Annotated in this window: 19 protein-coding genes; 3 read left to right on the forward strand and 16 right to left on the reverse strand. The window is 39.0% G+C overall.

What is annotated here, in order from left to right; all coding sequences use genetic code 11:
• Window positions 1-148 precede the first annotated feature (148 nt).
• The 5 genes from IGJ00_RS07625 to IGJ00_RS07645 form a co-directional block, all read right to left on the reverse strand.
• Entirely contained in the window at window positions 149-1,123 is a 975-nt protein-coding gene (locus IGJ00_RS07625) for a cation diffusion facilitator family transporter (protein ID WP_438844287.1), read from the reverse strand.
• Window positions 1,124-1,153: 30 nt separating this feature from the next.
• Window positions 1,154-1,546 (reverse strand): DUF4430 domain-containing protein, encoded by a 393-nt coding sequence (locus IGJ00_RS07630; RefSeq protein ID WP_071867066.1) that lies wholly within the window; start codon window positions 1,544-1,546, stop codon window positions 1,154-1,156.
• A 116-nt stretch (window positions 1,547-1,662) separates the two neighbouring features.
• Window positions 1,663-2,739: a hypothetical protein gene (locus tag IGJ00_RS07635; RefSeq protein WP_071867067.1), complete on the reverse strand. Its 1,077-nt coding sequence runs from the start codon at window positions 2,737-2,739 to the stop codon at window positions 1,663-1,665.
• A complete protein-coding gene (locus IGJ00_RS07640) occupies window positions 2,739-3,617 on the reverse strand; it encodes a viral A-type inclusion protein (RefSeq protein WP_074799012.1) in 879 nt (292 codons plus the stop codon). The genes IGJ00_RS07635 and IGJ00_RS07640 overlap by 1 nt, the downstream gene beginning before the upstream one ends.
• A 191-nt stretch (window positions 3,618-3,808) precedes the next feature.
• Window positions 3,809-4,000 (reverse strand): hypothetical protein, encoded by a 192-nt coding sequence (locus tag IGJ00_RS07645; protein WP_010735437.1) that lies wholly within the window; start codon window positions 3,998-4,000, stop codon window positions 3,809-3,811.
• Between the two features lie 159 nt (window positions 4,001-4,159).
• Between IGJ00_RS07645 and IGJ00_RS07650 the strand changes: the two genes are divergently transcribed.
• The 3 genes from IGJ00_RS07650 (at window position 4,160) to IGJ00_RS07660 (ending at window position 7,986) form a co-directional block, all read left to right on the forward strand.
• Window positions 4,160-5,662, forward strand: coding sequence for a DUF1846 domain-containing protein (locus IGJ00_RS07650; RefSeq protein WP_074799013.1), 1,503 nt, complete (start codon window positions 4,160-4,162; stop codon window positions 5,660-5,662).
• Between the two features lie 412 nt (window positions 5,663-6,074).
• Window positions 6,075-7,256 carry a NupC/NupG family nucleoside CNT transporter gene (locus IGJ00_RS07655; protein ID WP_065095829.1) on the forward strand — a complete coding sequence of 394 codons (1,182 nt, stop codon included), beginning with the start codon at window positions 6,075-6,077 and terminating at the stop codon, window positions 7,254-7,256.
• A 169-nt stretch (window positions 7,257-7,425) separates the two neighbouring features.
• On the forward strand, window positions 7,426-7,986 hold the full coding sequence (locus IGJ00_RS07660) for a guanylate kinase (protein WP_071867071.1): 561 nt from the start codon (window positions 7,426-7,428) through the stop codon (window positions 7,984-7,986).
• 30 nt (window positions 7,987-8,016) lie between these two features.
• Here IGJ00_RS07660 and IGJ00_RS07665 read toward each other — a convergent pair whose 3' ends face one another.
• The 11 genes from IGJ00_RS07665 to IGJ00_RS07715 all read right to left on the reverse strand — a co-directional run bounded on the left by IGJ00_RS07665 (window position 8,017) and on the right by IGJ00_RS07715 (window position 19,648).
• Window positions 8,017-8,523, reverse strand: a complete 507-nt coding sequence (locus tag IGJ00_RS07665) for a GNAT family N-acetyltransferase (protein ID WP_142433020.1) — start codon at window positions 8,521-8,523, stop codon at window positions 8,017-8,019.
• A 13-nt stretch (window positions 8,524-8,536) separates the two neighbouring features.
• Complete coding sequence (locus IGJ00_RS07670; RefSeq protein WP_438844288.1) at window positions 8,537-9,499, reverse strand: sce7725 family protein; 963 nt, start codon at window positions 9,497-9,499, stop codon at window positions 8,537-8,539.
• Window positions 9,500-9,508: 9 nt separating this feature from the next.
• Window positions 9,509-10,198 (reverse strand): hypothetical protein, encoded by a 690-nt coding sequence (locus IGJ00_RS07675; protein ID WP_066025015.1) that lies wholly within the window; start codon window positions 10,196-10,198, stop codon window positions 9,509-9,511.
• A 265-nt stretch (window positions 10,199-10,463) separates the two neighbouring features.
• A complete protein-coding gene (locus tag IGJ00_RS07680; RefSeq protein WP_438844289.1) occupies window positions 10,464-11,921 on the reverse strand; it encodes an amidase in 1,458 nt (485 codons plus the stop codon).
• 146 nt (window positions 11,922-12,067) lie between these two features.
• Window positions 12,068-13,009: a dihydroorotate oxidase gene (locus IGJ00_RS07685; RefSeq protein WP_066025017.1), complete on the reverse strand. Its 942-nt coding sequence runs from the start codon at window positions 13,007-13,009 to the stop codon at window positions 12,068-12,070.
• Window positions 13,010-13,092: 83 nt separating this feature from the next.
• Window positions 13,093-13,734, reverse strand: coding sequence for a PepSY domain-containing protein (locus tag IGJ00_RS07690; protein WP_023519688.1), 642 nt, complete (start codon window positions 13,732-13,734; stop codon window positions 13,093-13,095).
• A 180-nt stretch (window positions 13,735-13,914) separates the two neighbouring features.
• Window positions 13,915-15,081, reverse strand: a complete 1,167-nt coding sequence (locus IGJ00_RS07695) for a class I SAM-dependent methyltransferase (RefSeq protein WP_438844290.1) — start codon at window positions 15,079-15,081, stop codon at window positions 13,915-13,917.
• A 176-nt stretch (window positions 15,082-15,257) separates the two neighbouring features.
• A complete protein-coding gene (locus tag IGJ00_RS07700; RefSeq protein WP_074799020.1) occupies window positions 15,258-16,079 on the reverse strand; it encodes a maltodextrose utilization protein MalA in 822 nt (273 codons plus the stop codon).
• A 12-nt stretch (window positions 16,080-16,091) separates the two neighbouring features.
• Window positions 16,092-16,943 (reverse strand): sugar ABC transporter permease, encoded by an 852-nt coding sequence (locus IGJ00_RS07705; RefSeq protein WP_010735425.1) that lies wholly within the window; start codon window positions 16,941-16,943, stop codon window positions 16,092-16,094.
• A 2-nt stretch (window positions 16,944-16,945) separates the two neighbouring features.
• Entirely contained in the window at window positions 16,946-18,244 is a 1,299-nt protein-coding gene (locus IGJ00_RS07710) for a carbohydrate ABC transporter permease (RefSeq protein WP_010735424.1), read from the reverse strand.
• A 144-nt stretch (window positions 18,245-18,388) separates the two neighbouring features.
• Window positions 18,389-19,648 (reverse strand): extracellular solute-binding protein, encoded by a 1,260-nt coding sequence (locus tag IGJ00_RS07715; RefSeq protein WP_115357642.1) that lies wholly within the window; start codon window positions 19,646-19,648, stop codon window positions 18,389-18,391.
• Window positions 19,649-19,735 lie beyond the last annotated feature (87 nt).

Genomic DNA, 19,735 nt, shown 5'->3' on the forward strand with positions numbered 1-19,735 from the left:
AACTATTAAAAAAAATAAAAATCATCGGAAAATATAAGAGGAAATTCATTTTCCTCCTACTTTTCCGATGATTTTATTCTATATATAAACGAGTTGTTTTTTTGCCATCAAACTTTTTTATAAGTAAAAAATAACACTAGTTTCTAAATTATTTCTCGACATTCTCTATCGTCGTTTCTTGTGTTTTCTTTATTTGCGAATAATTTGGATCATATTTATCTGTTTCAATGTAAATGTAGATTTTTTTATCCTTTAATTGTTCACGGATCGTCCGCTCAATATCATTGATGATCATGTGTACTTGGTATTCTTTGTTTTCATCTAGATCGATTTTTGCCGCAACTAAAATCTCTGTCGGACTTAAGTGCACAGTTTTGATATCAATAACGCGATTCACTTCATTTCGCTCAAAAGCAAATTTGATCTTTTTCAAATCTGTTGTAGTCACGCTCTCGCCAATAATCAAACTATAAAATTCTTTTGCCAGAAAGATAGCAGCACCCATCAATAGAAAGCCGATCAATAGTCCACTGATGGCATCAAAAGCTGCAATCCCTGTCACCATGGTCAATCCGGTGCCGACTAAAGCAAGAACGAGACCAATTACAGCACAGAGATCTTCGGTGAAGATCACGAGGATCTCACTGTGGCGACTTTCACGTAAAAAGCGCATGATTGAAAGGTTTTCAGTGTTCAATTCGCGGATTTCTTTCATCGCGATTCGTAATGAACTCCCTTCTACAGCTAGACCAAATAATAGAATCAGGATGACGATCCAAGGATTACCAACTTCGTGGGCGGGATGGGTAAGTTTTTCAAAAGCTTCCATCACACCTAGCGCGCCCCCACCAAAAAACAACATCATGGCAACAATCGTACTGAAAAAATACTTTGCTCGTCCTTCGCCAAATTGGTGTAATTCGCTTTGACCACGATTCGCACGTTTGTCACCGACTAGTAGTAATACCTGATTGCTACAGTCAACGATACTATGGATACTTTCATTCAACATAGCGGCACTGCCACTGATGGCATAACCGACAAATTTACTAAACGCAACTAAGAGATTAGCACCTAACGCTGCCAATACAGAAAACATTCCGCTCTTCTTCAAATTCTCCATTGCTTTTTCTTCCTTTCATTCTTAACAACATCAAAGAGTATCTAAATTAAAGATGACGGTTTGATTATTTTTTAAAATCGTTTCTTTTGCGCCCATTTTTGTATTTTTACCATCCACACTGAACATCCAATATTTTTTTTCTTCAGTATTTTGGCTCTGGCCATTGATCGAAGTAATAAATCCTTTGTCTTCTTCCACACTAAAGTTTTGTTCCAGCACATCCAGTAGGTTTTCTCCTGTATGGAAAGTCACTTTTTTTACTAAGGTATCGACCCCATCTTCTTGCAAGGTGATAGTTGCTGTTTCATTCGACACCATGGATGACGGTTTTGGATCCGCTTTTTTTGTCTCTTGATCTGTACAACCGGTAAAGAAAAGCAACATCGAACAGACAATGAGCAAACTGGTTCCTATTCTTTTCATTTTACTCCTCCTAAGTATAAAAAAGCCAAGGAGAAACCCGATTCCTTGGCTCTTTTTTCATCGATCATCTGAGTCGATCATTCTGAAATATATATCGCACGATTGCTCTTTTTCCATCAATCTTTGCGAACCATCAAAGGTACTAAAAATTCATAATTGATAAAGAAATCGATCACTGAACGATGATAGTCACCAGAAGAAATCGCTAGATCTGTCCGTGTTGTGTCTTTAAGAGAAATTTGGAGCGACTGTCCTTTATCAAGCAACACCTTATAAGTCGTGTCGTCTAATTTCTCCATATCATACTGTGGATTTTTCATTGTGACAATAAAAATATCATCTAACACTTCTTGCGTGGCTGGAAACTTACTTGCAATATCTAATCTTAGTGGCTTCGTGTTGTCTAACAAGGTTTGATCGACCGTAAAGCCTAATTTACGTGCATAAGCAAATAATTGATTCAATTTGTGATTGAAAATCGTGATCTGACTAGCCGAAAACACTCGTTCAACAGACCAATGACGAATCAATGCTAACACTCGGTCATCATCGATCTCGATCGTCATTTGTTCTGGGGATACTCGCATCAAATTGATGGATTCTACTTGGTATCGTTGGTCGATCGTCGGTAACACAAATGAGAACATCAATTCTTTTTGTGGGGTCAAACTATAATTGATTGAAAAATATCTTGTTTCCCATACATCATATGCTTGTTTGGATAATTCCAAGCCGATATCATTCAATGGTTTTAATATCTCGTAAGCGAAGTATTCGATCAAACTTGTCTTAGCAATGGCAGAAATCGGTGTATCTTCTAACACATAGCGATGATATGCGACCAATAACTCATTGAAATCCGCTTCGATCAAATATTTGCGTAATCGTAAATCAGCTAACTCTTCTTCTGCGGCTGCAATCAAGTCAACGATGTCTTCGTGATCATGTTGTTTACCAGAAAGATATGCTTGATTTTCATTGACCGCTTGCTCGATCGTTGAACGCGCATTATCTGTTTGATTCGTCGAGTTTGGGACGACTTTTTCTTTTTCATGGATTTTGGCTTCTTCGCGAATTTCTTCTACTTCATTCGCCATCTCTTTGTCGGTGCTTGATGCTTCTTCTACTGGCTCGGTCGTTCCATGATTTTCAGCTGTTACTTCTTGTAGGTCTAAATCTTCTTGTTTTGTCATCACTCGTCCCCTCCCTCTTCTACTATTTCAGGGTTTTCACTGCCAAGGTACGACATCAAGAAACGATGGATCGACTGTCTGAAACCTTCCATGTCACCAAAATACTTTTTGATTTGACGTTGTTCTTTTTCAACGATCGCAGCGCGTAACTGGTCCGCTTTTTCTTCATGTAATAAGGTTTGCTTTTGTTTTTGGATTTTTTCTGGTTCTTCGATATAAGGCAACCAACCTAATTTTTCATTTTCGAGTGCTTGTTTCTTTTGTTCTAACGCTTGGATTTCTTCGTCTATTTTTTTACGATTTAAGAATCCTTTCGTATCATCTAACTCAGTGATTTGTCGATCGATCTCTTTGATGGCCTCTTCTAAACGCTCGATCTCTGTTTTTGCAGTGATCACTTTTGCCTCTAACTCATTGATTTTTTTATCAAAATCATGGGTTTGTTGTGTCGCGTAGTTCTCCCATTCCTCATCGATTTGCGGTAATACAAAGATTTCAGGTAAGCTAGCATCGATCCCGATCGTTGCTCGCTCATGAAAATAGGTGCCGATCTGGTAATAACTCATCGTCGGAGAGATGGTCTCTGTGTGTTTCATGAAGGGAAATTCTTGCAAGAAACGGTCATGGATCTTACGCATCAACAGCTGATCGATCTCATGATTTTCATTTGAGCTTTTTTTAAGCTCATCGTTCAAGCGTCCATTGTATAACTGATAGATCGCGGGAATATTCTCCTCGCGGACAGCTTGTTCAAAAGCTTGTAGATCTTCTAATAATTGTGAAAGATTCATACTTGCTTTTTCTTTGATATCGTAAAACGAAGATGCTTCCTCTTGTTCGTTTTCATCATAATGTTCGTTCGTCTGTGGGTCTATCATCTTACTGGCCTCCTCTTGCTTTTGAACGCATCAATTTTCCATCAATTATTCTATGTAATCCAATAGTATCATTTTCTAAGAAAAAAGTGTTACTAAGTATGCGCTGACTTAGAACAAAAATTACTTTTACTCGTATTAATTGAAAGTTAGAAAACATAAAAGAGCGGGTCAGCGATTCCCCGCTCTTAGCTTTATTTTTTGGGTAAATCTCTTGTTGTAAAATGGATGCGTTGGTTTTCATCTCGTGTAAGTAATGTTTCTTCATTTAAGTAAGAGAACTTTAATTCATTTAGTTCACTATCTTCTAGCATATGCTCATATCCTGTAAAAATTGAGCGTATATACTGTTTGTACGCGTTTTTCTTTTTTTGTCTTTTTTTCATAGGACACCTTCCTTATCAAACCTATCATACCAATGAATGCCTTCTGAGACAAGCATGTTTCTTTTGTTTTTTCTTTGAAATTTCTTTATATACTTAATTGATAGTTGACGAAACCTTCAAAAAATGAAAAAATGCGAGAGTAGCTAAGGAGGGAAACAAGTGAAAAAAATTGGTTTTGACTCAGAAAAGTATATCGAAGAGCAATCTGCGTATATTCTTGAACGCGTTCATCATTATGATAAGTTGTATCTAGAATTTGGTGGAAAATTAGTCGATGATAAGCATGCCAAACGTGTCTTACCAGGATTTGAAGAAGATGCTAAAATCAAATTATTGCAAAAGTTGCGTGACCAAGCGGAGATTTTGATTTGTGTGTATGCTGGTGACATCGAGCGGAATAAGATTCGTGGTGATTATGGGATCACATATGATATGGATATCTTGCGCTTGATCGATGAATTGCGAGGATATGGATTATCGATCAATAGTGTAGTGATCACCCGGTATAACGGACAGCCAGCAACTAAAGTATTTATCAATAAATTGGAGCGTCGGAATATCAAAGTCTATAAACACGCTGAAATCGAGGATTATCCGATCAATGTTGAAAAAATCGTTTCAGAGGAGGGTTTCGGCAAGAACGAATACATCGAAACAACGAAACCAATCGTTGTCGTGACAGCTCCTGGTCCAGGTAGTGGGAAATTAGCTACTTGCTTGAACCAACTGTATCACGAAAGCCAAAAAGGCAATGCAGCAGGTTACTCTAAATTTGAGACTTTCCCTGTTTGGAATGTTCCATTGAAACATCCCTTGAACATTGCCTATGAAGCAGCAACAGTCGATTTGAAAGATGTCAATATGATCGATTCTTTTCATTTTGATGCCTATAATAAGGTGGCAGTCAACTACAATCGTGATGTAGAGACTTTCCCAGTCATTAAACGGATCATCGAAAAAATCACTGGTAAGGAATCGGTCTACCAGTCTCCTACTGATATGGGCGTCAACCGCGTAGGCTTCGGTATCACGGATGATGAAGTCGTACAGGAAGCCTCGAAACAAGAGATCATCAGACGCTATTTCCAAACGGCTTGTGACTTTAAAAAAGGTTTGACAGATGAAGATGCCGTCAATCGTATCAAATTGATCATGGAGGAAGTCGGTTTACGTCCCGAAGACCGTAAAGTCGTGACCCCTGCTCATGAGTATGCAAAAACTAGTCAAGCGACTAGTACTGAACCGATGGCAGTGATTGCGATCGAACTTCCTGACCAAGTGATCCTTACCGGTCGGACAAGTCAATTAATGGATGCTTCGGCTGCTGTTGTCTTGAATGCGATCAAATATCTCGCCCACATCTCTGATGACATTCCGTTGTTATCGCCTCTCGTCTTGGAAACGATCCAAGGACTTAAAAGCAAGGCATTGCACTCTTCGATCGATACACTCAATCTCAATGAAGTGTTGATTGCTTTATCAATCAGTGCAGTAACTAATCCAATCGCACAAGTTGCTTATGAAAAATTAGCAGAACTTGAAGGTGCGCAAGCACATTCAACTGTGATGATCAATAAGAATGATGAACAAAACCTGAAACAATTAGGTATCGACATCACTAGTGCGCCTGTTTACCCTTCAGAAAACTTGTATTATCAATAAATAATTCTTCGAAGATGGCTAAGATAGAAAAATAGAAGTTACCTCGAAAAATAAGGTGGTATCCATGAAAATTGCTCAAATTTTTGTGGGTACTCTTTTTTTAGAAGCTGCTTCTATTTCTGACTTTTACAGGTTTCAAAGGAAAATAATAAAGTAAAGGTGTTATTTATCTAACAGGTTCAGGTCATAGTTAGCTAATAAATATAAGTAGATATATATGCCACCACCGTTAAAGTAAATCAATAATTTAGGATTTCCTGATCCACTCCTCCCCATTAAAAGACACCTGTCTTTCCCCTCTCTTCCATGTATACGCTTTAGTCTAAAAATCTCATGAAATTTCTCTCAAAAGATTCGTATTCTTTAAAAATAACATGTAGAATTAAACGGAATTTGGTAAGGAGTGATTTTTTTGAGTCAGTTTATTGGAATAATAGGTTTACTTTTAATTTTTGGGTTAGCGGTTTTGATCAGTAGCGATCGAAAAGCCATCAAACGCAAACCATTGATCATCATGCTCGTGTTGCAATTTGCGTTTGGATTTGTTTTATTACGTACGACTTTTGGTACAGCGGTTGTTGCGATGCTAGCCAAGCTATTTGATCACTTATTGGCATTTGCCGGTGAAGGTGTCAATTTCGTCTTTGGGGGTGTAGCAAACGTTGGAAGTGCCCCATTCTTCTTGAATGTGTTGATGCCAATCGTCTTTATCTCTGCAATTATTGGGATTTTGCGTTACATCAAGATTCTTCCTTTATTTATGAAAGCAGTCGGTTTAGGATTGAGTAAAATCAACGGAATGGGTAAATTAGAATCTTATAATGGTGTTGCTTCAGCAATTTTAGGCCAATCAGAAGTTTTTATCTCCATCAAAAAGGAACTACCTTTCTTGACAGAAAAGCGTCTGTTCTCGATGAGTGTTTCTGCAATGTCAACTGTTTCGATGTCCATCGTGGGTTCCTATATGGCATTGATTGATTCAAAATACGTGATCACTGCTTTAGTGTTGAATCTTTTTGGTGGGTATATTCTTGCTTCGATCGTCAATCCTTATGAGTTAGACGAAAAAGAAGATGAATTAGTGATTGAAGAAGACAAAGAACAAACATTTTTCCAAATGTTAGGCGAATATATTTTAGATGGTTTCCATGTAGCGATCACGGTGGCTGCAATGTTGATCGGTTTTGTTGCTTTGATTGCTATGATCAATGCCTTGTTCAACGGGATTTTTGGGATTACCTTCCAACAGATTTTAGGGTATATTTTTGCGCCATTTGCATTTATCAGTGGGATTCCTTGGAAAGAAGCGGTTGATGCCGGTAGTATCATGGCAACAAAACTAGTGACAAATGAGTTTGTAGCAATGACTGAATTATCGACTGGGACTTTTGAATTTACAGAACGTACCACCGCTATCTTATCAGTCTTCTTAGTATCATTTGCGAACTTCTCTTCAATTGGGATCATTTCAGGGGCAATGAAAGGGTTGAATGAAGAAAAAGGTAATCTTGTAGCAAAACATGGATTGAAAATTTTGTTCACCGCTTCATTAGTCAGCTTTTTAAGCGCAATTGTTACTGGAATACTGGTATAAAGCTATCTTTTATCTAGAGTCTTAAGTATACTGAACTTGGCTGGTTTGGACAGATGACCTGTTTAAATTGGTTAAGTTTTTTTATTTTAAATGACAGATTTCCACTTTTCGGTATATATTAGTTATGTACATGTCTTTGATCATGTAACTATAGAAAGGAATATTTCCTATGAATAAATGTTATGTATTTATTGGGCCTTCTGGTTCCGGAAAGACGACACTAGCTCATGCAATTTTTTCTCCACAACAAAAGATCATTACGTATACGACCCGCCCCCCACGAAAAAATGAAAAAAATCACCTTGATTACCATTTTGTTTCTCAAGAGACCTTTGAAGAAATGATCGCCCATCAGGAATTTGCCGAATGGGATCGGTACGCCGATCACTATTATGGCTCAAGTAAACAAGAGATCTCAACGAAGCTTGCACAGGGTGACTGCTTCACGGTCCTTACAGCCCCAGGTTTTTGGCACTTGTATGAACAATTTGGTCGTTGTATCGTACCTGTCTTCATCACAGTAGCAAAAGAAAAGTTGTATGAACGATTTGTACTTCGCGGAGACTCACCAGATAAAATCAGGCAAAGGCTCGCTCTCTTTGAAAAAGATCAAAAAGAACTTGAAAAATTAACACTTATTCCTACCTTGATCTCATTTGAAAATAATCAGACGTTAGAAATCGAAACAAAAAATTTAAAGCAAGCCATCCATGCAGCGGATCATCGCTGAACAGTTGGCTTGCTTTTGGTTTTGAGCAATTCACAATAATTTTTGATAGGCTTTTCTTTCTCCGTGTGTGAATGGAAATTCAATCATGCCACAATAATGAAAACCTGCCGAGTAAATCGTTTTTTCCATTGGATGATTGGTGGGGAAAGTATCGATCCGAACGTCCTTGATTCCTTGACATGCGGCAACGGTCAATAAATGTTTTAATAATTGTTTGCCAAGTCTTTTTCCTCTTACATTTTGATCAAGAGCAACTCGATGGATGGAAAGATACGGCTCTCTCCCCTCCCAATTTCCTGCAATTGCTGTATAGACCGGATCAATGCCTGCAACAAGCGCCGCAGTGCCAACGATGTCTTCTTCGTCAATCAAGACGAAGCTTTCCTGCCTTTCAATGTCTTCGATGATTCGTTCTTTTGATGGTTTTTGCTCTCCCTGCCATTGAGGCAATCCTTGCTCAGCAAGGTATGCTGCAGCTTGATCGATGATTTGTAGCACTCTCGGCACATCATCTAATGTAGTTTTTCTAAGGTACATATCTCTGCTCCTTTTATTGATCTGTGATCAACTTGTATAGCTGGTCTATTCTTGAACCACTGCGTAACCAGTCTGTCGGATGATCTAAAAGCTGACTAACTAATTCAAGATGATGTAACAATGTCCATTTCTTCAAAACTCCCAGACCCGGGAATTTTTGTTGGCGATACAAGCTGACAAGCTCAAGTAATCCTTCCGTGATATAAATTTGTTGATGGTTCCTCATCAACCAACCGTACATTTTATTGGCTGCTTCCATAAATTTCAATGCTTGATCTTTTGCGGAATCATTGGTATCTGAAATGAAGTGTTTGATTCGCATATTCCCATAAGCATCGACGTATGTAATATGCAAGGCCAACGCTCGACTGGGAAATCCTTTATCGAAGTAACGACTGCCTTCGATCGTAAAATCGGAAAACCCATGATAGCCATCCATTTGAAAGAAAAGATGATCATCGCTAAAAAAATCATCATTTTTTTCTGCATAATTTTCCACATGCCGTCTCGTTTGAAATTGATCACGGACAATGATTTTATTCTTAGGCAATTGCATGCGTAAGCGACTAGAATCAGGAATGAAAAATGTCGCATTAGTTTTGATCAAAGCTTGCCAAATTGCATTTTCTCTAGGTTGATGTTGTCCATCAAAAATAATGAATGGCGGTGGTGATTCAACCATTCTTTCATAATTGCTCGGCGTAATGATCTCTGCCTCTGCTAACGAGCTATCTTCACTGGTCACCCATGTGTGGATCGGTTGATCGAACAGTTTGAACTGACCCACTTGCGGATTCTTTATAATAATCAGCGGATGATTCTTTTTTTGAAACAACTCGACAACATTTTTGAGCGTCGCCGAATCACGTACTGGCTCGATGATTGGCTGAATCTTAGTGGATAAAAGTCCACGATTCAAGCTTTCTTTTAATGCAAGTAAATCAAATTGTTTGCCACGTAAATAAGGATAATACATATACTGTTTTCACTCCAATGGTTCAGTTGGCAGACGACGAATATGACGTTGCTGGCGCAACCAGTCCTGTTCTTGTCGCAAGGCACGATTTTCTTCTTGCAGATCATGGATTGCTTGACTTTCGATTTCTTCGATAAAGCGTTCATAGTAGCGTTCTTTTGAGAAAGGATCTTGCGTTTCTGAGCGTTTTTTTAATTCTTTATACAGCTGGTCTGAAGGGAAATATTTTACTCCCCGTTCCATTTGTTTGGCTTTTCTGACTTCTCTAAACAAAGAAGCCATAAAACGATTTGTCAATGCCTCTTCTGCTACACCTAACTCACGGCGCATTGCTTTTTTTGCAATAATAAAAGTTCCAGGAACAGGCATTTCCTCTTCTAGTGCATACGAACGATAAACTAATACACCAATCTCTGGTGGGATCTCACTTTTGACTTCTTCATATAAATTTTTTGGTAAAACAAAATAATTATAGTGACCGACAAAGGACAATTTAGCAGTTGAGCGAAAATCAGCTTTTGTGACTTTCAATTCATAACAGCGCCATTCTCTTGTTCCGTCAAATTTCATCAGACAACTTAAAGTATCCACGATTCCATGATCCTCAGGCATTGTCACTTCCTCGACCACGATCCCTCCCTGTTCGATACAATAATGATACAACGATGATTCCAGCTCGATCGTTAAAGGAGTTTTCATACACTTCACCTCCGAACATACTTTCGCTTTTTATTCTACCTGAAAAGCCAAGATAATCCAACTACCATTTTATTTTTTTGTATGCTACTTGTCTAACAATAAAAAAAGCAACATAGAAAAGACGAAAAATGCAGCTCAAACATCACATTTTTCGTCTTTTCAATTGCACTCGTGTTTTATTGATCGATCGACTTAACGGTAAATTCTTCTACCTGTTTGCTATTCCGTATTAAAAATCGCACGATTCATTTGTTCTGTTGCTCTCTTACGCTTGCTCGATTTCTGGCGGAAGATAAAACAAACCATGTTTTTCAAATAATTCACCAATCTGAAACAGTAAGTCTTCTCTTCCTCTGGCAGCCATAAACTGAATCCCTAGTGGCAATCCTTCTTCACTAACATGTGTAGGTAGACTGATTGCAGGTTGCCCAGTTAAGTTCGCTAGTTGTGTATAAGGAGTAATCGTCAAGCTCTCTTCAAACATCGCTGACACGACTGCCAACCCTTCATCTGCCGATAAATGAGAGACATCAGCCATCTGCTGGCGAATCGAGTCACTTTGTAAGTCAGCTGCGATTTTAGGCGCAGTATCCGCAGTGGTTGGTGAGAGAAACAAATCAAAGGACTCAAATAAGCTTTCCATCGTGACAGCCGCATGATCCCATACGTGCAATGAATGCACATAGTCTGCTGCAGAAAGTTTTTTACCATATTGCCATAATGTCCATGAGATTGGCTCCAGCTCGTTGCTTTCTATCCCTCGCTGCAACCCATTTTCGATCGACTCGATCATTGCTGCCGTTTCAGCACCATTCATTTGATAATAGGAGTTGATCAATGTACGTCCATCTAAAGGATATGGAATCTCAACGATTTCATGTCCTAATTGTTCTAGAAAATGCAGTGCATTTTGAATAGCAATTTGAGCATCTACACTTACTTTCGAGCCGATCGGTGAATCAACACAGACAGCGATTGTCAACCGTTCCTTCACTGGATGCTGTTGCCAAAATGCTGGTGTGACTTGATAAGGTGCCCCACTATTGATTCCTTGTAGTGCTTGGAACAACGCTTTTGTATCTCTCATGGAAATCGTTAGTCCGAAATCAATTGCCGCTCCTTGCCAGCCTCGCCAAGCATTTGGACCGACTGGCATGGTTCCTCTTGATGGCTTCAAGCCGATCAAGCCAGAAAATGAGGCTGGAATACGGATCGAACCACCCCCGTCACTTGCACCTGCCATCGGAACGATCCCTGCCGCAACTGCCGCTGCAGCTCCGCCACTTGATCCTCCTGGAGAGTATGCCAAGTTCCATGGATTTCGTGCTGGGCCATATAATTGTGGATCGGTAATATTCTTAAAGCCAAATTCAGGCGCATTCGTTTGTCCAAATGGAACTAAACCAGCTTTTTCAACTGCTTGGACATAATTCGAATTTTTAGACGCTCGGTGTTGTTCAAAAATCCGTGAACCAGAAGTTGCTAACCAGCCTTTTTTTTCTTGTCCTAGCATTTTTAAAGGAAATGGGATTCCTGCTAGTAGCGAATCACTCTCCAATTGTGGTTGTTTTCCATTTGATTGGAAATCAAGTGATTCAAGTGTGACAAATGCGTTGATTTCTGGATTGAGCTTTTCGATTTTTCGCTTTGTTTCTGTAAAAAGTTCTTCCGAGCTGAATTGCTTTGTTTTTAAACCATTCGCAAGATATGTTGCATCTTTCATGCTCTCCCTCCTCAGTTACGGTTATTTTCTCATATGACAGAAAAAGCAACAATGTTTACGCCTAGTCTCTTATTCTAAATAGAAAAACACTTGAAGCAGCTGAATGCTTCAAGTGTTCTTCTCTAGTTATAAGAATGAAGGAGGTATTACGACATCGAGCGTAATTTCCCTCTAAATTCGTCGATTGAATGGTAGCCTTTTTCCGCCATGATCGTCTCCAATTCTTTACTGATACGATCAAAAATAGCTACTCCCTCTTTGTGAAGTTCCGTGCCGATCTGTAACATGCTTGCGCCACATAATAAATGTTCAAAAGCATCTTGTCCATTGCGGATACCGCCAGTACCGATGATTTTGATCTCTGGTTTCAAGCGGGTATAAAATGCCCGGACATTCGCTAACGCAGTAGGTTTGATATATTCGCCTCCAAGTCCACCAAAGCCGTCTTTTGGTTTGATGACGACTGTTTCACTCTCAGTATCGATATAAAGGCCATTTCCTACACTGTTGATCGAGTTCACATAGGCGATCGGGTACTGATTCAAGATTTCCGCCATTTGATCAAAGTGGGCGAAATCAAAATAAGGAGGAAGTTTGATTCCCAACGGTTTTGAGAACACTTGAAAGACTTCTTTCAATAAAGCTGCTGTTGCCTCGAAATCGTAAGCTAGCTGCGGTTTTCCTGGAACGTTCGGGCATGAAAGATTCAGCTCAGTGATCCCTTGGTAATCACTTTCTTCGATCAACTTCAACATTTCCAGATTTTCCTCTGCACTCATACCGGCAATCGAGAAAAACAATGGTTGTTCTTGTCCATGCTCTTTCACGTAGGCCAATGCATAATCCAGATAATAGGAAAAACCTAAGTTTGGTAAGCCCATCGAATTGATACTTCCCAGTGGCACATCATAATAACGAGGTTCAGGGTTTCCTGCTCGCTCATTGATGGTACAGCTTTTTGTAATGAACGCCCCCGCATTCGAATGTGCAAGTTCATCTAATTCCGCTGTAGTCATGCAATGGACACCAGAAGCGTTCATCAAGGGATTTTCAAAAGAATGATTTAAGAAAGTAGTCGTTAAGCTCAAGTTATTCTCTCCTTTTAATAAAGCGTTTTTTCTAGTGTATCATTTAAGCGAACAAAATCAACAAAAATTTATCGAAGGTTCGATCAATCATCGATTTCTGAAGACAATACTTCTCCTGTTTGACTATTGATTTTTACATTTGTTGTTTGGTTGCCATTTTTCACTTTGACATCCCAGTAAGTAGTTCCTAATTCTTTATCAAGGTCCCAATCTGTAGCAGTTCCAGCGCCAACTTTTTCAACGGCGATTTTCCCAGCTTCTTCGATCGAGATCAGATTGCTGACATCTAAGCCGTCTTCTGATTTTTTCTTGCCGTTTTGTTCGTCACGATCTAATTGCTCTGGATTCTCTGCCTCAAGTTTTTCGTCCATCGCATTGATTTTCACTGAATATTCGTTTTGATCATCGACACCTTCAATTTTGTAGAAGTAGCTTCCCCAATCACTATCCAGTTCTAAGCTAGTGATTGCTGCATCTGGGTATTTGTTTTGGAATAATTCAATCGCGCGATCTGCAGAAACTTGAATATCAGGGTTTGCTGTTTGTGAAGAGGATGAATCAGTAGAACCAGCGGATGTGCTAGAGTCTTCTGACTTGTTTGTAGAGGTTACAGTTGTTTCTGACGACTGATTGGTCGTACTTGATGGGGTAGTTGTTTGGTTTGGCTGGCACCCCGCCAAAAGTAGTAAAGAAAATAAGCCTGTAAAAATAACTTTGGATTTCATAACAATTCTCCTTTTTATTAGGTATCTATTATCAGTATAACGAAAAGAGTGAATACTGTCAGCCGATACCATGAAAAATCAGTCTACAGTCTGATTTTACAACTAAAAAAGAACCTGTTTTTACGTAAAAAAGTAAAAACAGGTTCTTTTCATTTAAATAAAAAAACAAAACTCAATAAATTATTTTCGATGCATTGGAATTGAATTGTTCCCTGGATGGACTAACAAGTACTGGATCACATCGATATTGCTCGATTCAAAAGATGCGGCACAGGCTTGTAAATAAAGATCCCACATACGATAGAACCGATCACCCATCTCCTGAGTCACCTGCTCTTGAACCGCATGGAAACGTTGCGTCCAATGTTGTAATGTCCATTGGTAATCACGACGTAGACTTTCTAGGTCGATCACTTGTAGATCGTTTTCCGTGATATCCTTAATCAGTTCCGTCACACCAGGTACATAACCGCCAGGGAAAATATATTTATTGATCCACGCATTCGTTGCACCACCTTGTTGTCGGCTGATTCCATGAATCAAAGCAGTTCCTTTAGGTTTCAACAAATCTTTGACTACTTTGAAATATTCAGGTAGATTCTCTGACCCTACGTGTTCGAACATCCCCACACTGGTGATATGATCGAAAGTCTCCCCTTTCAACTCGCGGTAATCCATTAGAAACACACGACATTGGTCTTCTAGATGCTCTTCTTTGATTTTATTGGTGATGAAGTTGTATTGTTCTTCACTGAGAGTAATACCAGTCGCTTTGACATGATATTCTTTTGCAGCAGTAAATAGTAACGTTCCCCAGCCACAACCAATATCCAAGAGGGATTCCCCTTCTTTGATAAATAGCTTATCTAAAATATGATGGACTTTATTGATCTGTGCTTGCTCCAGACTATCTTCTGGGGTTTTGAAATAAGCACAAGAGTACGTCAATGTTGAATCAAGCCATAAGCGATAAAAATCATTTCCTAGGTCATAATGAGCATGGATATCCGCTTTATTTTGTTGCTTTGTGTGTTTCTCTTTTTTTGGTAACCACTTCAGATAATCCTTGCTACGCAAGAAACTATCGGTATGACTGTATGCATCGTTGATCAATGATTGGATATTCCCTTCGATTTCAATGCGATGATCCATATAAGCTTCCCCTAAAGAAAGAGAAGCATTTTTCTTCAACTCTTTGATTGGGATCTCTTCATTGAACGTGATTTTGATTTGTGGAGGGTTATCGGTATCCCCATACTGCTTCGTCGTTCCATCCCAATACGTGACTTCTACTGGAAGTGAAAAAGAGTGCGAAAATAGTTGATGATAAATTGTTTTTTCTAACATAATGATCCTCCTAAAACAAAAATTACACTATTACGTTATACCTATTTCGTCAAAGAATCAACAGATTACAGGTAATAAATAAAAGCTTTTTGAAAATTTCAGAAACACAAAAATAAAGAATGTAAGGAGGAAGACATTTCTGCTTTCCCTCTTACATTCTTCATTTTTTGATTCGATCAGACTTGGATCGCTTTTGAATCTTTGAAGCCAGTTTTAGCGAAAATCCATAGTAACAATAAAACGGCTATGGTCGACTGGATGCCCATCATCAAGACAAAATCAAAATGGATAAAACCGACAAAACCAGCAATTATCGAACTCACACCTAGAACATTCAACATCAAATTTGCGCTCTCTTTAAAGTTTTTTATGGAAGAGAATTTGCTTTTTCTTGTTAGCCATAAAAAGAAGGCAGCGCCGAACAAAATCAAGCCAGTCATGATAAACAATAAAATACCTAACGTCAAACTGTAAGATAAAATGATCATCGGTCGATTACTCGCATAAAATTCATTCTCTAAAAACTGTTCAAACTCTTTAGGACTTGTTATTCTCATAAAATCAAATGAGGAGGGATATGACATATTGTATTCTCGTGTTTGTCCATCCTCTTCTTGACGGATCGTCCAGCTGGTCTCTTCAAAATTGATTGCGGCTCCTCTTTCTGCCATTTCTTCTGGCGTCAGTGCTGTTCCGATGATGACATCGTTTGTTACACTGATGATCTCAGAGTCAGCTGTTAAGCGACCGTTCGTAAGTTGTAGTTCACGTAAGCGTGCCACCCCTTCCTGATCGATCAACGTATTCACCGATAAGAATTGTTCCATCGGGATCGCCGAGACTTGATTCGTATAAAATAAAGTAATCGGCATGACCATAAAAGAAATCAGAAACAGAAAGATCACGATAAATTTTGGCCAAGTGAGTTGTTTTCTACCTAAAAACAACTGTTTTGGACTTCTTAAGCTTGAAAAGTAATTGAGTGGGAATTTATCCATAGCAAACGACTCCTAACCTTTGGTCCCGCCTGATGTCAGTCCGGTCACAAAGTTTTTTTGTAAAAAGAAGAACAATAAACATATTGGTACAGCAATCAAGATCGCTCCCGCCGCAAACAGAGAAACGCGTTGGTTGGTTACATCAGAAATAAAGGTTTGTAATCCAACTGCGACTGTTTGATTTTCAGGCGTACGAAGTAGGAAACGTGCCAACATGAAGTCACCAAATGGACCCATAAATGCCCAAAGTGCTTGGACTGCGATCATTGGTTTGACTAACGGCAAGACGATTTGCAAGAAAATTCTAAAGTGTCCTGCGCCATCCAATTTAGCTGATTCATCTAAATCAATTGGGACTGTATCGAAGTATCCTTTCATCAGCCAAGTGTTCATTGGGATTCCCCCACCGATATAAATCATTGTCAGGAACCAATAACGATCCAATGCACCTAATAGAAAGGCCATAACATAAAAAGCGGTCAATGCTGCCATCGTTGGTACCATTTGGATCACTAGAAAGAACATCAAACTTGATTTTCTTCCGATGAAACGATAACGACTATACGTATAACCGGCAAGTGTCACAACAGTTACTTGAATGACCATCGTTAAAACAGAAATGATCAACGTATTTTTATACCACGTGCCATACAAGGTTTCATTGAATAAGCGAGAAAAATTATTTAAGGTCCAATCACCGGAGAAATCCAAACTAAAAGCAGCAATATTCCCTGGTTTGAAAGCAGTACTAGCTGTGATCAATAACGGATAGATGATAATGATCGACAATAGGATCAAAAACACATAAGTGAAGAAATGCGAAAGTCTCCGTTGGAACTTAGCACTCGTACTAAATTTTTTCATGACTAGTCCTCCATTTTGAACGCATTAGTTTTCTTGAATACCAACAGAGAAACGGCAATGACGATCATCGAAATGATCAGCGTGATCGCAGAAGCCATCGAATACTGTGGCGAGGTCCCCGTGGTCAATTTATAGATCCACGAAATCAAGATATCTGTTGATCCTGCACCACCACCGACACTTCCCGGTCCCCCATTATTGAAGAGGTAGATCATGGAGAAGTTATTGAAGTTCCCTGTATACTGTGTGATGAACGTTGGTGCTGCTACAAGAAAGATTGCTGGCAACGTGATACTTGAGAAGCGCTGCCAAGCATTCGCACCATCGATTTTTGCTGCTTCGTAAAGATCTTCAGAAATCGATTGTAAGATACCTGTGACCATCACATAGATGTAAGGAAAACCTAACCAGCCTTGTATCAAGATGATTGCGACTTTTGTCCAGTTCGGATCAGTTTTCCAAGGAACGGAGGCAATATCTACAAAAGGGATATTATTCAAGAATGGAATGACTTGCGTGTTGATTGCTCCCACACTATCGTTAAAGATGTTCGAAAAACTCATGATCGTGATAAATGCTGGGACTGCCCATGGTAAAAGGAAAATAATTCCAAAAACACGTTTAAATTTGATAAATTTCTGATGCGCAATTACTGCTGTAAATACACCTAACGTGATTTGTAAGGTAGTTGCACAAAGCGTCCAGATGACGGTCCAAGAGAATACGGCAACAAACGTGTTTCGATAAGAACTTAAAAAGAAAATACTGAAGAAGTTTTCTGCTCCCACCCAATCGATCAAACTTGCTGGTGGGATGTGTTGGAAATCATAGTTTGTAAATGCTGTAAATAATGTCACTAAAACCGGAAAGATGATCGTGAAAATCATCAATAGATACGCTGGAAGCGTCAAGAGATAAGGAAAGCCTTCATCACCCACATTATGTATGACTTCCTTCATTGTTCGATTGATCTTTTTCCCTTCTTTTCTCATGACTGCGACACGTTTTGCATCTACTAGATTGATGAAATAAAAAAATAAAAACAAGGCAGTCACAATCAATTGCAAAGTTCCTTGGATCAACATAAATAATGAGTGATCTTCCATTGGTACACTACCTAAAGTAACTAAACCAATTAAGGATTGAAAACCACCTAAAACCATTTGGATGATAAATCCGATAAATAGTGCTAAAAATACTACCCCTTTAAATACTTGACCATTTGCAAATTGACCCAATCCTGGAATGATCGAACGTAACATCGTGCCTTTGACATTGACCGCTGTATCTTCTTGTTGCATGGTGTTGTTCCCCCCTCTTGATACTAAAAACAGGTGCTGTATGTTGAAGCGCCTTTTCTATAAAATCATCTCACGTTCATCAAAGGTAAAACATGGAGCTGAGAAGCAATTTCCTTCACAGCTCCAACCTTTTTGATGATCTAATTAATATTTTTGCTCAATTGCTTCGCTGATCGTCTTCACCGCGTCGTCAGCCGATTCTTTTGGTGTTTTTCTGCCTGAACCAGCATCAAACATCAAGTTTTCTGCGCCTGTCCAAACTTCTGCCATCTCTGGAATATTTGGCATTGCTTGTGCTGTTTCATATTGTTCAATAACTGCAGTCGTCAATTCATCATTTGTGCCTTTTGCTGTTTCACGAGCCGCTTGATTGGCTGGTACTTCGTTGACCATTTCAAAGAATTTTTCTTGGTTTTCTGTATTGGTTACATAATCTAACCATTTTTGAGCCACTTCTTTATTCTTAGAGTAGTTACTTACGACCCAACCTTTTCCTCCACCAAATGGTTGATAAGATTCACCATTATTCAATGTTGGGATTTTTGATACGCCATAATTGATGTCGTTTTCTTGATAAGTTTGTGCTTGCCATGGACCATCAATGATCGCTGCTGTCTTGTTTGACATGAACTGTTGGTTGACAAAGTCGCCAGCACTCTTGATATCTTGCATTCCTTTAGGCCAAACATTTTGGAACCAATCTGTGGCATAGCTAATACCTTCTACTGCTCCTGCATTGTTTAACCCAATTTCAGATGGGTCTGTTCCATCTTCACCAAATACATACCCACCGTAACCAGAAATCAAGCCATATGAATAATAAAAATCAGTCCATTTTGCTAAAAATCCTGTATTCGTTCCTTCTTCAGATTCAAAATTGAAACGTTCATCTTTTGCTAACGCTTCCAAATCTTTGAAAGTTGTCGGTGCAGTGTCAACTAGATCTTTGTTATAGTATAAAACTAGTGTCTCGATAACTGCCGGTGCTCCATAGATTTTATCCTCGTACGTTACTTGAGCTTTATCCGTATCATTGTAATCTGCTTCGTTTCCCAATTTCACTTCTGCCAAATGTCCTTGTTGCCCTAATGCTCCGATCCGGTCATAAGCTGCCATCATGACATCAGGTGCTTTTCCTGCAGGACCATCTAACGCAAGCGATTCTAATTGTTCGAACATGTCTTTTTCGACTAACTTGATTTTTACGTCGTTATCTTCTTCAAATTTTGTTTTGATCTCATTGACATAATCTTTGTAGCCAGAATCGACAGAAATCGTCAATGTTTTTCCATCTTCTTCATTTGCTGCAGTTGAAGAACCGCCATTACCACAGGCAGCAAGTCCCCCGATAAACCCTAAAGATAATGCACCTAACCCGAATTTTTTTAGCAACTGTTTACTCATTTTTTTTCCTCCGATTCTATTCTATTCCTCTTACAATTTGATTATATGTTTACAAAAGCTTGATTTGCAAACGCTTTCTCTATGTTA

Source organism: Enterococcus sp. AZ062, from assembly GCF_051715065.1.
In the GTDB taxonomy this organism is placed as follows: domain Bacteria; phylum Bacillota; class Bacilli; order Lactobacillales; family Enterococcaceae; genus Enterococcus_B; species Enterococcus_B mundtii.

What these genes read in the sequence shown, in the direction of transcription:
- IGJ00_RS07625 (WP_438844287.1), bottom strand. Translation starts at nt 1,123, where the DNA reads ATGGAGAATTTGAAGAAGAGCGGAATGTTTTCTGTATTGGCAGCGTTA.
- IGJ00_RS07630 (WP_071867066.1), bottom strand. Translation starts at nt 1,546, where the DNA reads ATGAAAAGAATAGGAACCAGTTTGCTCATTGTCTGTTCGATGTTGCTT.
- IGJ00_RS07635 (WP_071867067.1), bottom strand. Translation starts at nt 2,739, where the DNA reads ATGACAAAACAAGAAGATTTAGACCTACAAGAAGTAACAGCTGAAAAT.
- IGJ00_RS07640 (WP_074799012.1), bottom strand. Translation starts at nt 3,617, where the DNA reads ATGATAGACCCACAGACGAACGAACATTATGATGAAAACGAACAAGAG.
- IGJ00_RS07645 (WP_010735437.1), bottom strand. Translation starts at nt 4,000, where the DNA reads ATGAAAAAAAGACAAAAAAAGAAAAACGCGTACAAACAGTATATACGC.
- IGJ00_RS07660 (WP_071867071.1), top strand. Translation starts at nt 7,426, where the DNA reads ATGAATAAATGTTATGTATTTATTGGGCCTTCTGGTTCCGGAAAGACG.
- IGJ00_RS07665 (WP_142433020.1), bottom strand. Translation starts at nt 8,523, where the DNA reads ATGTACCTTAGAAAAACTACATTAGATGATGTGCCGAGAGTGCTACAA.
- IGJ00_RS07670 (WP_438844288.1), bottom strand. Translation starts at nt 9,499, where the DNA reads ATGTATTATCCTTATTTACGTGGCAAACAATTTGATTTACTTGCATTA.
- IGJ00_RS07675 (WP_066025015.1), bottom strand. Translation starts at nt 10,198, where the DNA reads ATGAAAACTCCTTTAACGATCGAGCTGGAATCATCGTTGTATCATTAT.
- IGJ00_RS07680 (WP_438844289.1), bottom strand. Translation starts at nt 11,921, where the DNA reads ATGAAAGATGCAACATATCTTGCGAATGGTTTAAAAACAAAGCAATTC.
- IGJ00_RS07690 (WP_023519688.1), bottom strand. Translation starts at nt 13,734, where the DNA reads ATGAAATCCAAAGTTATTTTTACAGGCTTATTTTCTTTACTACTTTTG.
- IGJ00_RS07695 (WP_438844290.1), bottom strand. Translation starts at nt 15,081, where the DNA reads ATGTTAGAAAAAACAATTTATCATCAACTATTTTCGCACTCTTTTTCA.
- IGJ00_RS07700 (WP_074799020.1), bottom strand. Translation starts at nt 16,079, where the DNA reads ATGGATAAATTCCCACTCAATTACTTTTCAAGCTTAAGAAGTCCAAAA.
- IGJ00_RS07705 (WP_010735425.1), bottom strand. Translation starts at nt 16,943, where the DNA reads ATGAAAAAATTTAGTACGAGTGCTAAGTTCCAACGGAGACTTTCGCAT.
- IGJ00_RS07710 (WP_010735424.1), bottom strand. Translation starts at nt 18,244, where the DNA reads ATGCAACAAGAAGATACAGCGGTCAATGTCAAAGGCACGATGTTACGT.
- IGJ00_RS07715 (WP_115357642.1), bottom strand. Translation starts at nt 19,648, where the DNA reads ATGAGTAAACAGTTGCTAAAAAAATTCGGGTTAGGTGCATTATCTTTA.